Genomic DNA, 13,785 nt, shown 5'->3' on the forward strand with positions numbered 1-13,785 from the left:
GTCGGGTTTAATTTTATAAATAAATTGAGATTATTTAGCAATCGTCAATTCGTCAATAATGTTTTTAGCTCCTGCGTATTTGTCAATAAGCCAAAGTACATAACGAATATCAACGTTGATAGTTCTTTGTAATTTAGAATCAAAAATAACGTCTCCAGCCATAGCTTCGATGTTACCGTCAAAAGCAATTCCAATTAACTCACCTTTTCCGTTAAGAACCGGAGAACCTGAGTTTCCACCTGTAATATCATTATCAGTTAAAAAGTTTACCGGCATGTAACCTGCTTTATCAGCATATTGGCCGAAATCTTTTTTCTTATTTAACTCTAATAAACGTGCTGGTAAATCAAATTCCTGATCTCCTGCTTTATACTTTTTCACCATGCTTTCCATAGTAGTATAATTGTTGATCGCTGCATCATTACGCGGATCTGCAGGTAAAGCACGAACTTTTCCGTAAGTCAATCTCAAAGTTGAGTTAGCATCTGGATATTTAATTGCATTCAATTTTGACTCTCTTAAACCTTCAACCAATTCGCGGTAAGCAGTTGCAAAACCATCATCTGCTTTTGCCTGATCATCTGTTTTAGAACGGTATTTAGTCAATAAATCATTAGAAATAATATACAACGGATCATGTACAATCGCTAATGGTTTTGGATTAGCCATGAATGCTTGTATTTTTTCTTTAGATGAAAAATAACTCATTTCAGCTCCTTTAGTAACATCTGATGTAAAATCACCATTGTTAGCCGCTTTCATAGCAGCAATTTGAGTTGCCAAACCATATTCAGAAGCTTTTGAAGCATATAAGTTTAATTGTGCAATTAAAATATCTTTTTCTAACGGCTCATAAAACTCACCGTAGATATTTTCGATCATTGCATTAATTTTAGGAAGCATTTCTGCTTTTTTAGCATCATTTTCGTTAAAGTAAGCGATCAATGAGTTTCCTAAATTTGCAGGTCCTGTTGCATAGCTTGAAGTACGTAAAAGCTGCATTAAATAGTTATCATGACGCGCTTTTAAGTTTGTTTCTCTATAATAATCGTTAATAGTTGGAATTACGTTTTCGTATTTCTCTTTATTTGCAGGTTTACTTGCCCACTCATAAAATTTATCTTCTTGTTCTGCTTTAGTATCAACCGTCCCAGCTTTTGTTAAAGCATCGATCATACCTTGACGGTTTTTCCAGTAATTTGCTGTAGAAGCATATTTAGAAGCATACTGTAAACGAACAGTTGCATCTTTATCCATATACTTTTTCATTACATCCATTCCGGTTTTAGCACCTTCAACCCATGCAGGATAAGCATATTTAATGTTTTGCTCAATTCCTCCTGCCGGCATCCAGCGGTTTGTTCTTCCCGGATAACCTAAGATCATAGCAAAATCATTTTCTTTTACACCTTTAATACTTACTGGCAGGTAGTGTTTTGGTTTCAAAGGCACATTGTCTTTAGAATACGCTGCAGGATTTCCGTCTTTATCAGCATACACTCTAAACATTGAGAAATCTCCTGTTTGACGAGGCCATTCCCAGTTGTCTGTATCTCCACCAAATTTACCAACGCTTTCTGGTGGTGTTCCCACTAAACGAACATCTGTATAATCCTGGTAAACGAAATAGTAATATTCATTTCCTTGAAAGAAAGGACGAACAGAAACTGTATATTTTCCGTTTTCGCTATTTTCTTTTTCAATCAAACTAATTTCCTGCTGAATGATTTTGTTTCTTTCAGTTTCAGTCATTTGATCGTTTACTTTTGATAAAATTCTTTTAGAAACATCATCCATACGAACAAAGAAACGAACATATAGAGATTTTGGTTTCATTTCGGCACTCTTTTGTTTAGCCCAGAAACCATCTTTCAAATAGTTTTGTTCTGCTGTAGAAAGTTCAGCAATTGCATTGTAACCACAGTGGTGGTTTGTTAAAACCAATCCTTCTTTTGAAACGATTTCAGCTGTACATCCTCCGTTGAATTGTACAATAGCATCTTTCAAACTATGGTGATTGATACTGTAAATTTCTTCGGCTGTTAATTGCAAGCCCATTTTTTCCATATCTCTATGGTTCAATCTTTCGATAAACATCAAAAACCACATTCCTTCATCGGCTCTCATAGGGAAAGTCATAAGGCACATGGTCAAGAATAAAACTATTTTTTTCATGTTATTTTGTTTAAGTTCTGCGAATATAACTCATTTTCAAAGAAAAAATAAACATTAAAGCAAAAAACAAAACAGATTAAATAGATTATTTGATGATTTTTCGAAATTCTTAATTAATCCTAAAACCAAATAAATTATTAAATCTTTAAGCTAACCCATAGAAAAATACTTAAAACTTATTTTAAAAATGATTTTAAAAATTAAAATAATAAACATTTTATAAAAATTAACTCACAATATGAAATTTTAAACTTAAAATATTTCTTACAATTATATTTATTCTAAATTTGCCGCCAATTAAATAAATTAACCATGAAAAAATTATTATTTGCAGTTGTATTATTAATTACAACAATTGCAAGCGCACAGAAAAATTCTATTTTATTAGGAGGAAATGTTGGATATGCTTCAGAAAAATTAGGAGATTCTAAACTTGAAAATTTCGAATTCTCACCAAGAGTTGGATACCAATTTGCAGAAAAATGCACTGCGGGAGTTGAAGGATCAATTATGAATGTAAAAACTACTGGGATAGATAAAACTGAAAAATATAAAATTGGAGGTTTTGTACGTTATTCAACTCCGCTTTCACAAATGTTTTCTGTTTTTGCAGATCTAGGTGCAGGGTATCAAAACACTTCAGTAAATAATGCAAAAGGTTTTTATGCCAGCTTAACACCTGCTTTATTTATTAATATGAAAAATGGTTTTGGGTTAAACTTCTCTATCGGAGGAATAAACTACGACAATCTTGATGGAAAAAATGATCCGAGACAAGAAAATTTAGGTTTCAATTTTGGAAAAACTCTAAACATTGGAATTTCTAAGAATTTTGGCCTATAAACTTTACAGGATTTAAGTTAGAAAGTAAAATCCTCTATACTTTTTGTTTTGTCATACAGAAAGTAAAAAACCCGGCAATCTGCATTGCCGGGTTTTTATATTTATAATAAAATGATATTATTCGTTAAGCATTTTCCAAAGCTTATCTTTTAAATCTGTCAAACCTTGCTGGGCAACAGATGAAATAAGCATATATGGAATATCTTTAAAAGAAACATCTAATTCAGCTTTTAATTCGGCCTTAAGTTCATCATCCAGCATATCACATTTTGAGATAACCAAAAGACGTTCTTTGTCTAACATTTCAGGATTATATTTTGTTAATTCATTCACCAAAATATCATACTCAGCTTTTATATCCGGTGTATCTACAGGAACTAAAAACAATAAAGTTGAATTACGTTCGATATGACGCAGGAAATAATGTCCTAAACCTTTTCCTTCTGCCGCACCTTCAATAATTCCGGGAATATCAGCAATTACAAAAGATTGAAAATCTCTGTAAGCAACAATTCCTAAATTTGGTTTTAGGGTTGTAAAAGGATAATCGGCAATTTTTGGTTTTGCAGAAGTCAATACAGACAATAAAGTAGATTTTCCTGCATTAGGAAAACCAACTAATCCAACATCGGCCAAAACTTTAAGTTCAAGGATAACGTCCATTTCTAAACCAGGTAAACCTGGTTGTGCATAACGAGGCGTTTGATTTGTCGAACTTCTAAAATGCCAGTTTCCTAAACCTCCTTTTCCTCCTTTTGCCAGAATTCTTTTTTCACCGTCTTCTGTGATTTCAAAAAGTACCTCGCCCGTTTCTTTGTCTTTTACAACAGTTCCTAATGGCACTTCAATAAATTTATCTTCTCCATCTGCTCCCGTACTTCTGTCTGATCCTCCATCTCCACCGTGACCAGCTTTAATATGACGCGCAAACTTTAAATGAAATAATGTCCAGAGTCCTTTATTCCCAACTAAATACACATGTCCGCCTCGACCTCCGTCTCCACCGTCCGGACCGCCTTTTTCAATAAATTTCTCTCTATGTAAATGCGTAGATCCTTTTCCTCCCTTTCCGGATGAAACATATATCTTAACGTAATCTACAAAATTTCCTTCTGTCATTTTTCTGAATTTCAGATTTTAGGTTTTAGATTTTAGATTACTCCAATTTCTATTTCTAAATTCTATTTTATTTATTTTTCAGTGCCAGTCCAGATTTTCAGCACAAACTGCGGCTGAAAACTGCGACTGAAAACTTTTTTATTTATTCTTTAAGCGTTTTTACAAGCACTTTATCAATTTTAACACCGTCCATATCGACAACTTCCAAGACGAATTTCTGCCAAACCAGTTTTTCTCCTTCTTTTGGAATATGTGAAAGCTCAGTCATAATCATTCCGCTTACTGTGTTTACTTCGTAATCATTTGTCAGCTCATCTAACTCAAAATACGTCAAGAAATCGTGCAGCGAATAATGTCCGTCAACCAGCCATGACCCGTCTTCTCTTTCTATAAGCTGAAATTCATCTTTGTAAAATTCTGATGCATCACCAACCAGCGCTTCCAGAATGTCATTTAAAGTAATCATTCCCTGAAAAACACCGTATTCATCTGAAACTAATGCATAGTGAACTCCGGTTTTTTTGAAATTTTCCAAAGCTTTGTAAGCAGTAGTTTGTTCCATTAAATAAGGAGCATCTGTCATTATAGAAGCAAAATCAAAATTGTCATTTTCGATATTGGCAAATATGTTTTTTAAAGTAACCACACCAACGATATCATCGTAATTTTCGTTGTAAACCGGATAAACGGCATGTAAATCCTGAACAACTAATTCTTTAATTTTAGTTTTATCAGCATTCAACGGAAGCATATCTACTGATTTACGGTGTGTCATAAGCGAACTTACTTTTCGGTCGCCAATATGAAAAACACGCTCCACAATATCTTGTTCAATTTCCTGAACTTCTCCTACTTCTGTTCCTTCTTTAATGATAGCTTTAATTTCTTCTTCGGTAACTTTCCCGTCAGCAGTTGGTTTTATCTGAAAAATATTCAGTAAAAAATCTGTTGAAGAAGTTAATAACCAAATAAAAGGTGCAGTAATTATCGAAATTACTTTCATTGGCATTGCAACCATTTTAGCAATCGATTCCGGATAATTTAATCCAATTCGTTTTGGCAGCAATTCTCCTAAAACCAAAGAGAAAAACGTTAAAACAACAACCACAATTCCAACCGCAATTGAATGTGCGTAAGGTTTTAAAGCGGCAAATCCTGCAACAAAAACCTCAACGTCGGCAGTAATTTTATCTCCTGAATAAATACCCGTTAAAATACCAATTAAGGTAATTCCAATTTGAACTGTCGATAAAAACTTGTTAGGCGAATTAGCCAGATCGAGTGCTGTTTTTGCACTTTTATTTCCTTTTTTTGCTGCTGTTTCCAGTCGGTTTTTTCTAGCTGAAATAAGGGCAATTTCAGACATAGAAAAAACTCCGTTTAATAGTATTAGAAAAAATATTATTAGTATTTCCAATGTTTAGTAGATTCGTTATTTATTTGGTTTTTCAATTATAAATTGCAACAGGGTTATTTTAATCCGTTTGTTACAAATTATCTATAACTGATGTTAAACGCTCTGTGATTTGTTCGATAGTTCCGATACCATCAACAGCGTAAAATTTGTTTTGATCTTTGTAATATCCAATTAAAGGAGCTGTTTTTTCGTTGTATTCCTGATATCTCACACGAATTTTTTCTTCGTCCTGATCGTCAGCTCTTCCGCTTGTTTTTCCTCTTTCAAGTAAACGTTTTACCAAAATTTCATCATCAGCTTCTAAAGCAATTGTAGCTGTTACGCTAGAACCAATTGTTGGTAAAAATTTATCTAAAGCTTCTGCCTGATCTAAAGTTCTTGGATATCCGTCGAATAAAAATCCTGCACTATCCGGATGTTTTTTTACTTCGTCAATTAACATTGCAGTTGTTACTTCACAAGGAACTAATTCTCCGTTGTCCATAAAAACTCTTGCTTGTTTTCCTAGTTCAGTATCATTTTTTAAATTGAAACGAAAAATATCTCCTGTAGAAAGGTGAGTTAAATTGTATTTTTCTTTTAAAAATTCTGCCTGAGTTCCTTTTCCTGCACCAGGCTTTCCAAATAAAACGATGTTAATCATAATGAATGTACGTGTTGTTACTTCTTATTTTTCAAGAAGTTTTAAATGAATATATAGTTGTGTTTTGTTTATTATTCTGCTAATTTGTAAACTTCAGTCAGGTTTCTTCCTAAACCGTCATAATCAAGTCCGTAACCTACAATGAATTTATTTGGGATTCTGATTCCCACATAATCAATTTTCATGTCTTTTTTATAAGCCTCTGGTTTAAAGAACAAAGTTGCCACTTTAAAATGCTTTACATTTTGTGCTTTAAATAAATGCTTCAATTCTTCGATTGTATTTCCTGTATCGACAATATCTTCTATAATGACAACACTTCGGCCTGACAAATCCTGATTAATTCCAATTAATTCTTTAACTGAATTTGTTGTTTCAGTTCCTTCATAAGAAGCCATTTTTATAAATGAAACTTCGCATGGTTTTTTATACTTTTTTAAAAAATCGGAAACCACCATAAAGGCACCGTTTAAAACTCCAATAAAAATAGGAGTATCATCTCCAAAATCATCTTCTACCTGAGCCACTAATTTGGTTAAAGCAAAATCAATTTCTTTAGCCGAAATAAACGGAACAAATTGTTTATCGTGAAGTTGTATCATTATTTTTCTTTTTAAAATAATGGACAAAGATACAGAATTAGAACTTAACAGTTTATATCAAAATAAGCAGTCCAAGTATATTTTTTCACGAATGTTAAAGATCAGTTAATATTTACAAATGCCATCTTGTCGCTATTTTTAATTTTATTAAATTGTTCTGATATAATTATTTAACTCCAAAAAACCAATGAAAAAATCCTTAACCTTATTTTCAATACCACTATTGGCATTAATGACTGCCTGCAACGGGCAGGTGAAAAAAGAAGAAAAAGAAGCTTTAGCAAAACAGCTGGGCAATGTTGTAAAAACTGCCGTTGGAGACATTACGCTTCCTCCTCCCTATGCAACCGAATCTAAAACAAACAACAGCAAAGTTATTGGCTGGCCAAAAGATAAAACTCCTAAAGCGCCGGAAGGTTTTACAGTAACAAAATTTGCAGATGGATTCGAAAATCCGCGTTGGACTTATATTGCTCCTAATCAGGATATTTTTGTAGTAGAAAGCGGAACAAGAACCAGTAAAAATCAAATTACGGTTTTGCGCGATAAAGACAAAGATGGAAAATTTGAAACTCGTGAGGTTTTTATTTCTGGTTTAAACAAACCTTTTGGAATGCTGGTTTTAAAAGACTTTTTCTACATCGCAAATACTGACGGATTATACCGTTATCCTTATAAAAACAATCCGCTGAAATTAGAAACAAAAGGCGAAAAAATACTTGAACTTCCAGCCGGAGGTTACAACAATCACTGGACGCGAAATTTATTAGCAAGTCCGGACGGAAGCAAAATTTATGTTTCTGTAGGTTCAGGAAGTAATAATGCTGAACATGGTGTAGACAAAGAAGTTCGCCGAGCCGGAATTTTGGAAATTAATCCTGATGGAACTGGTGAAAAAATCTACGCTTCGGGACTTCGAAATCCGGTTGGAATGGACTGGAATCCTGTTAATAAAGAACTTTGGACTGCGGTAAACGAACGTGATGAATTAGGCGATGACTTGGTTCCGGATTATATTACAAGCGTAAAAAGAGATGGTTTCTATGGCTGGCCTTATTCTTATTTTGGAAGTATTCCTGATCCAAGAATGAAAGGCGAAAGAAAAGATTTAGTTGAAAAAGCAATTGTTCCGGATGTTCCGGTTGGTGCTCACACAGCTTCATTAGGATTGGCTTTTTACACAAAAGATGCTTTTCCTGCAAAATATAAAAATGGTGTTTTCGTTGGACAGCACGGATCTTGGAACCGCTCTAAAATTTCGGGTTACAAAGTTTTATTCGTTCCTTTTAAAGATGGAAAACCTTCGGAAAAACCAGAAGATTTTTTAACAGGTTTTATTTCTGATGAAAATAAGGCAGAAGTTTACGGGCGTCCGGTTGCCGTGACGGTTATGAACGATGGTTCGCTTTTAGTAAATGACGACAGCAGTAACACAATTTGGAAAGTGACAGCCAAATAAATATTCTAAATTCCAAATTCTAAAACCCAAATTCAAATCTGGATAGGGATTAGAACCAACTATAAGAAAATTTTAAACACATAGAGACATAGATTTTTGCTTAAAAAGAAGTTGTTAAATACATGAAACGCCTTTTTTGCCTCAATCAATGCTGTGTTTCTATGTGTTAAAAAAAATGCTGCCCCTTAATTTTATCTTATGATTTTAAAAAAATATTGTTTTCTTGTTTTTGTACTTTTTGTTTTTCAAAACATAGAAGCACAAAAAAAGGGAAGCAAAACTATTGATTCTCTCAAAACTGAAAAGCTGAAAGAAGTTGTTATCAGTTCACTGCACATTAATAATAGTTTATTAAATACTCCGGCTTCGATAGGTATTCTTTCAAAAAAAGATTTACTGCAAAATAATACCACTGATATTACAACGGTTATCAATACAATTCCTGGTGTATTTATGCAGTCTTCTAATTTTACAACAAGCCGAATTTCTATTCGCGGTATTGGCGCAAGAACTACTTATGGAACTAATAAAATTAGAGCTTTTTATGGCAGTATTCCATTAACATCCGGAAACAGCGAAACGGTTATTGATGATATTGATCTCGAAAACCTCAATCAAATTGAAATTATTAAAGGACCGCTTTCGAGTGTTTATGGCGCAGGTTTGGGCGGTGCAATTTTAATTTCACCTCAACTTTCTAACAACGGAAACCAAAGTGCAGGAATAAGTACTGTTTTCGGTTCTTTTGGATTATTAAAAAACAGCCTGAATTTTGGTTTAGATGAAAAATCAGGAAGTTTGAACATCAGCTACCACAATCTAAAAACCGATGGCTGGCGGGAAAACAGCTCCTATAATCGCGAAGGAATTACACTTGCCGGAGAATTATTCCGAAAAGAAAACAGCAAACTTACCTACTTTTCAAATTATACTTATTTAAAGGCTTTTATTCCGAGTTCGATTAGTAAAGAAGTTTTTAATACAAATCCAAAAGCCGGAGCGCCAACCTGGGTTGCCTCAAAAGGATATAAAGAATACAAATCGGTTTTGGGCGGATTGGCTTATGATTTTAATATTAATGAAAATTTGAAGAATTCAACTTCAGTTTTTATCAATTATAAAGACAGCAACGAACCTCGTCCGTTTGATATTCTTCGTCAATATACATTTGCAACAGGTGCAAGAACTCAGTTTTCGGGAAATTTTAAAATTGGAAGAGTCGAAAATCAGTTTATTGCCGGTGCAGAATATTTTACAGATACGTATAGTGGGAATACTTTTCAAAATCTTTATCAGCAAAATAATGGCTTAGGAAGTCTGCAGGGAAATCAACTTACAGAAACGGATCAAAAAAGACATTTCTACAATATATTTTCCCAATTAAGAACTTTATTATCTGATCAATTAGAAATTCAGGCAGGTTTAAATTATAACAAAACCAGATTTGACCTCAACAATTATACAGAAAACATCAATGAAGAATATAGTTATGATGGCATTTTTTCACCTCAAATTTCATTTCTATACAAACCACATTCTTTAAAAACACTTTATTTTTCTGTCAGCCGGGGATTTTCACTTCCTGCAACAGAAGAAACACTTACAAGTGAAGGCAAAATCAATCCTGACATAAAACCAGAAAACGGATATAATTTTGAAGTCGGCGGAAAATTCTACTTTTTCAACAAAAGACTTTATACCGAAATCTCTTTGTACCGAATGGAGATTAAAGACTTACTGGTTGCCAAAAGAGTCGGCGATGACCAATATGTGGGTGCAAATGCGGGAAAAACATTTCATGAAGGCATCGAAATTACTTTAAATCACAATTGGCCCATTAATCGATTTTTGGTGTTGAACTCTTATTTAGCAGGATCTATAGGAAATTACAAATTCAAAGAATTTATTGACAGCGGTAATGATTTTTCTGGAAACAAACTAACAGGAGTTGCTCCTCAAAAAATTAATGCAGGCATAACATTAAATACCAATATTGGCGTTTACTTTAGTACTGATTATCAATTTGTGGGAGAAATTCAGCTAAATGATGCCAATACAGCATATTCAGATTCATATACTATTCTGAATTTAAAAACAGGTTATCGATTTGAAATTTTACGAGGTTTAACGAGCCATATCTCTGCCGGGGTAAACAATGTAACCAATGAGAAATATGCTTCGCTGATTCTGCCAAATGCAGTGCCAACAGGAAACTCATCTCCACGATATTATTATCCGGGACTTCCTGTAAATTATTACGGAGCCGTATCCTTAAATTATTTATTTTAGATGCTTGAAACCAAAACAAATTCAATGACCGTACTTTCTGAATTGCAGGAAAAACTGGATTATGTAAGCGCTTATCGGGAAAACCGTTTAAAGTGCGCGCAGGATGTTCTCGAAAATCCATATTTGTTTAATGAATTAATTTCGATTTGTTTTTCGCCCGAAGACAAAAACAATCACAAAGCCTGCTGGATTTTAGAGTTTGTATCGTATGAAGAATTGCTTTGGCTCCAGCCTCATCTCGATTTTTTCTTTTCGAATCTAAAAGTTTTAAAAGACGAAAGTTCTATTCGCCCTATTGCAAAAGTCGTACAGCTCTTAGTAAAATCGCATTATAAAAAAGACGAAAATAGTATTCATTTATCAGAAAAAAATCTTCAGGACTGCATAGAGGCAAGTTTTGACTGGCTTATTAACGACGTAAAAGTTGCGACAAAAGCGTATTCTATAAGAACATTATATGTTTTAGGAAACCACTACGACTGGATTCATCCTGAATTACAAATCATCCTGAATAAAGATTACGGAGATCATTCGGCAGCTTACAAAGCCGTAGCACGCGAAGTTTTAAAAAAAATTGAATAGTTTTAATAGCCACGAATTCTCGAATTATTTTTAAACATAGATTTAATAAAATTTCGTGAATTCGTGGCAAAAAACAAAAAGTAGAAAATCATTTTTAATCCTTTTATCCCGATAGCTATCGGGAGTGGCAAAACTTTATCAATTCGTGGCGAAAAAAACTAAATTTTGGCTGAAAAAAGATTAAAAAGTATCTTTGCAAAAACACAACTCAAAATGAATTATTTTTCTTCTGATTTTAAATTAGGAATATTAGGCGGCGGGCAATTAGGCAAAATGCTTTTGTTCGACACCAGAAAATTTGACATACAAACTTACGTTCTGGATCCAAGCGACGAAGCACCAAGTAAAATTGCCTGCAACAAATTCTTTAAAGGCGATTTAATGGATTATGAAACGGTTTACAACTTTGGAAAACAAGTCGATGTTCTGACTTTTGAAATCGAATTGGTAAACCTTGAAGCTTTAACGCAGTTAGAAAACGAAGGCGTAAAAGTATATCCGTCTCCTAAAACTTTAAAAGGAATTCAGAATAAAGGAACTCAAAAAGATTTTTATACTCAAAGTAATATCCCAACTGCATCATATTTACGTTTTGAAAGTCCTGCACATTTGCAAAAATCTGTTGGAAACAACGAAATCACTATTCCGTTTGTATGGAAATGCACCGAGTTTGGATACGACGGAAATGGCGTAAAAGTAATTCGTCAGATTTCTGACATGGACGATTTACCAAATGTAGAATGTATTGCAGAAACGATGGTTCCGTTCAAAAACGAATTGGCGGTAATTGTAGTAAGAAATCCATCAGGAGAAATTAAAACATATCCGGTTGTAGAAATGGAATTTCACCCAGAAGCGAATCAGGTTGAATACGTAATCTGCCCGGCAAGAATCGACGAAAAAGTAGCTGAAAAAGCCAGAGCAATTGCTTTGAATGTTTCAGAGAAATTCAATCATGTTGGACTTTTGGCTGTTGAAATGTTCCAGACTCAGGACGATGAAATTTTGGTAAACGAAGTAGCACCGCGTCCGCACAATTCAGGACATTATTCAATCGAAGCAAGCTACACTTCACAATTCGAAAATCATTTACGTGCTATTTTAGATCTTCCGTTAGGAAACACAGACAGTAAAGTTGCCGGAATTATGGTAAATTTAGTGGGTGCCGAAGGTCATTCTGGAAATGTCGTTTATGAAAATATCGAAACCATTTTAGGATGGGATGGCGTTACACCGCATATTTACGGCAAAAAAGAAACTCGCCCTTTTAGAAAAATGGGACACGTTACGATCGTAAACGAAAACATGCAGGAAGCCAGAAGAATTGCACAAGAAGTTAAGAATACTATTAAAGTAATTAGCGCTTAAATTAGTCTGCAGTCACAGTTTACAGTTTAAAACTATAATATTTTTAAGTATCAGAAATAACTTGAAACCTGAAACTTAAAACTTGAAACAAATAAAAAACATGAGCAAAGTAGCCATTATAATGGGAAGCATCTCAGACATGCCAGTTATGCAGGATGCAATAGACATATTAAAACAATTTAATGTAGAAGTTGAAGTTGATATCGTTTCGGCACACAGAACGCCGGAGAAATTATTCGATTTCAGTAAAAATGCACATACTCGCGGCATTTCGGTAATTATTGCCGGAGCGGGCGGTGCAGCACATTTACCGGGAATGGTGGCTTCAATGTCTCCGCTTCCTGTAATTGGAGTTCCTGTAAAATCAAGCAATTCTATCGACGGCTGGGATTCGGTATTATCGATTCTACAAATGCCAGGCGGTGTTCCTGTTGCAACTGTAGCTTTAAACGGTGCAAAAAACGCTGGGATCTTAGCAGCACAAATCATTGGAAGCCACGACAAAAAAGTTTTAGATACTATTATTTCTTATAAAGAAGAACTGAAAGCTGCGGTTAATAAAGCGGCTGAAGGTTTAAAGAAGTAATTTCACAGAGATACACAAAGAAGACACAGAGGCACACAAATTTTTTGTGTATCTCTGTGTTTTTACTTTGAGAAACTTTGCGAAATAATCTACATCGGAATTATTAACGATTCATTATAAAAAATTCTAAAAGAAAAACTTAACTTTGAGAAAAAAGCAAAATGAACATTCAAACTTCTAAAATAGAGCTCGCTAAAATTGTTTTAGACATTGATAATCCTGATTTAATTCAGGAAATTGTAGAGTTCATTCAATCTAAAGAAAGCCTTTCTGAAAAATTAAAAAACAATATAAGTGAGGCTATTTATTCTTTAGACAATAATGAAGGAATTTCGCATGATGTTGTTATGGAAGAAACCAAAAATCGTTATTCAAAATATTTTAAATAATGAATGTAATTTGGGCTCCACAAGCTAAACAAGACTTTTGGAACAACATCGATTATTTGGAAGCCGAATGGTCTGAAAAAGTTGCTCAAAATTTCATTGACAAAGTAAATGCCACAATAAAACTTTTAAAAAATGACAATGTTTTATTTATAAAAACAAACTACAAAAGCGTTTATAAAATTGTCATTACCAAACACATTTCACTTTATTATCGTATCGAAAACACTAATTTAGAGTTACTTCGATTTTGGAATACTTTTCAGGATACGGAGAAATTCAAATTATGATTTTCTAATTTTATATTTTTAAATAG

The 13,785-nt window shown here is 33.7% G+C and carries 13 protein-coding genes; 8 read left to right on the forward strand and 5 right to left on the reverse strand.

What is annotated here, in order from left to right; genetic code table 11:
- Nucleotides 1-30: 30 nt before the first annotated feature.
- Nucleotides 31-2,175 carry a S46 family peptidase gene (locus tag FJOH_RS02175; protein ID WP_012022508.1) on the reverse strand — a complete coding sequence of 715 codons (2,145 nt, stop codon included), beginning with the start codon at nucleotides 2,173-2,175 and terminating at the stop codon, nucleotides 31-33.
- A gap of 312 nt (nucleotides 2,176-2,487) precedes the next feature.
- Here FJOH_RS02175 and FJOH_RS02180 point away from each other — a divergent pair, with 312 nt between their 5' ends.
- Nucleotides 2,488-3,018 (forward strand): outer membrane beta-barrel protein, encoded by a 531-nt coding sequence (locus FJOH_RS02180; protein WP_012022509.1) that lies wholly within the window; start codon nucleotides 2,488-2,490, stop codon nucleotides 3,016-3,018.
- A gap of 117 nt (nucleotides 3,019-3,135) precedes the next feature.
- Here the strand turns inward: FJOH_RS02180 and obgE are convergent, their stop codons facing one another.
- From obgE to hpt, 4 genes are all read right to left on the reverse strand, one after another.
- Nucleotides 3,136-4,137 carry a GTPase ObgE gene (gene obgE, locus FJOH_RS02185; protein WP_012022510.1) on the reverse strand — a complete coding sequence of 334 codons (1,002 nt, stop codon included), beginning with the start codon at nucleotides 4,135-4,137 and terminating at the stop codon, nucleotides 3,136-3,138.
- A 142-nt stretch (nucleotides 4,138-4,279) separates the two neighbouring features.
- Nucleotides 4,280-5,503: a hemolysin family protein gene (locus FJOH_RS02190; protein WP_012022511.1), complete on the reverse strand. Its 1,224-nt coding sequence runs from the start codon at nucleotides 5,501-5,503 to the stop codon at nucleotides 4,280-4,282.
- Between the two features lie 121 nt (nucleotides 5,504-5,624).
- Nucleotides 5,625-6,197 carry an adenylate kinase gene (locus FJOH_RS02195; protein WP_012022512.1) on the reverse strand — a complete coding sequence of 191 codons (573 nt, stop codon included), beginning with the start codon at nucleotides 6,195-6,197 and terminating at the stop codon, nucleotides 5,625-5,627.
- A 71-nt stretch (nucleotides 6,198-6,268) separates the two neighbouring features.
- The gene (gene hpt / locus FJOH_RS02200) at nucleotides 6,269-6,799 is read right to left on the reverse strand and encodes a hypoxanthine phosphoribosyltransferase (protein ID WP_012022513.1); all 531 of its coding nucleotides are present in this window, start codon (nucleotides 6,797-6,799) and stop codon (nucleotides 6,269-6,271) included.
- Nucleotides 6,800-6,986: 187 nt separating this feature from the next.
- Here hpt and FJOH_RS02205 point away from each other — a divergent pair, with 187 nt between their 5' ends.
- From FJOH_RS02205 to FJOH_RS02235, 7 genes are all read left to right on the forward strand, one after another.
- Nucleotides 6,987-8,258 carry a PQQ-dependent sugar dehydrogenase gene (locus FJOH_RS02205; RefSeq protein ID WP_012022514.1) on the forward strand — a complete coding sequence of 424 codons (1,272 nt, stop codon included), beginning with the start codon at nucleotides 6,987-6,989 and terminating at the stop codon, nucleotides 8,256-8,258.
- Between the two features lie 198 nt (nucleotides 8,259-8,456).
- Nucleotides 8,457-10,547 carry a TonB-dependent receptor gene (locus FJOH_RS02210; RefSeq protein ID WP_012022515.1) on the forward strand — a complete coding sequence of 697 codons (2,091 nt, stop codon included), beginning with the start codon at nucleotides 8,457-8,459 and terminating at the stop codon, nucleotides 10,545-10,547.
- A 24-nt stretch (nucleotides 10,548-10,571) separates the two neighbouring features.
- Nucleotides 10,572-11,129, forward strand: coding sequence for a hypothetical protein (locus FJOH_RS02215; protein WP_044048202.1), 558 nt, complete (start codon nucleotides 10,572-10,574; stop codon nucleotides 11,127-11,129).
- A 213-nt stretch (nucleotides 11,130-11,342) separates the two neighbouring features.
- Entirely contained in the window at nucleotides 11,343-12,497 is a 1,155-nt protein-coding gene (locus FJOH_RS02220) for a 5-(carboxyamino)imidazole ribonucleotide synthase (RefSeq protein ID WP_012022517.1), read from the forward strand.
- A 100-nt stretch (nucleotides 12,498-12,597) separates the two neighbouring features.
- Nucleotides 12,598-13,083 carry a 5-(carboxyamino)imidazole ribonucleotide mutase gene (gene purE, locus FJOH_RS02225; RefSeq protein WP_012022518.1) on the forward strand — a complete coding sequence of 162 codons (486 nt, stop codon included), beginning with the start codon at nucleotides 12,598-12,600 and terminating at the stop codon, nucleotides 13,081-13,083.
- A 161-nt stretch (nucleotides 13,084-13,244) separates the two neighbouring features.
- Nucleotides 13,245-13,472, forward strand: coding sequence for a hypothetical protein (locus FJOH_RS02230; RefSeq protein ID WP_012022519.1), 228 nt, complete (start codon nucleotides 13,245-13,247; stop codon nucleotides 13,470-13,472).
- Complete coding sequence (locus FJOH_RS02235; protein ID WP_012022520.1) at nucleotides 13,472-13,759, forward strand: type II toxin-antitoxin system RelE/ParE family toxin; 288 nt, start codon at nucleotides 13,472-13,474, stop codon at nucleotides 13,757-13,759. Before FJOH_RS02230 ends, FJOH_RS02235 begins: the two co-directional genes overlap by 1 nt.
- The last annotated feature ends 26 nt before the right edge of the window (nucleotides 13,760-13,785 follow it).

Source organism: Flavobacterium johnsoniae UW101 (assembly GCF_000016645.1).
In the GTDB taxonomy this organism is placed as follows: domain Bacteria; phylum Bacteroidota; class Bacteroidia; order Flavobacteriales; family Flavobacteriaceae; genus Flavobacterium; species Flavobacterium johnsoniae.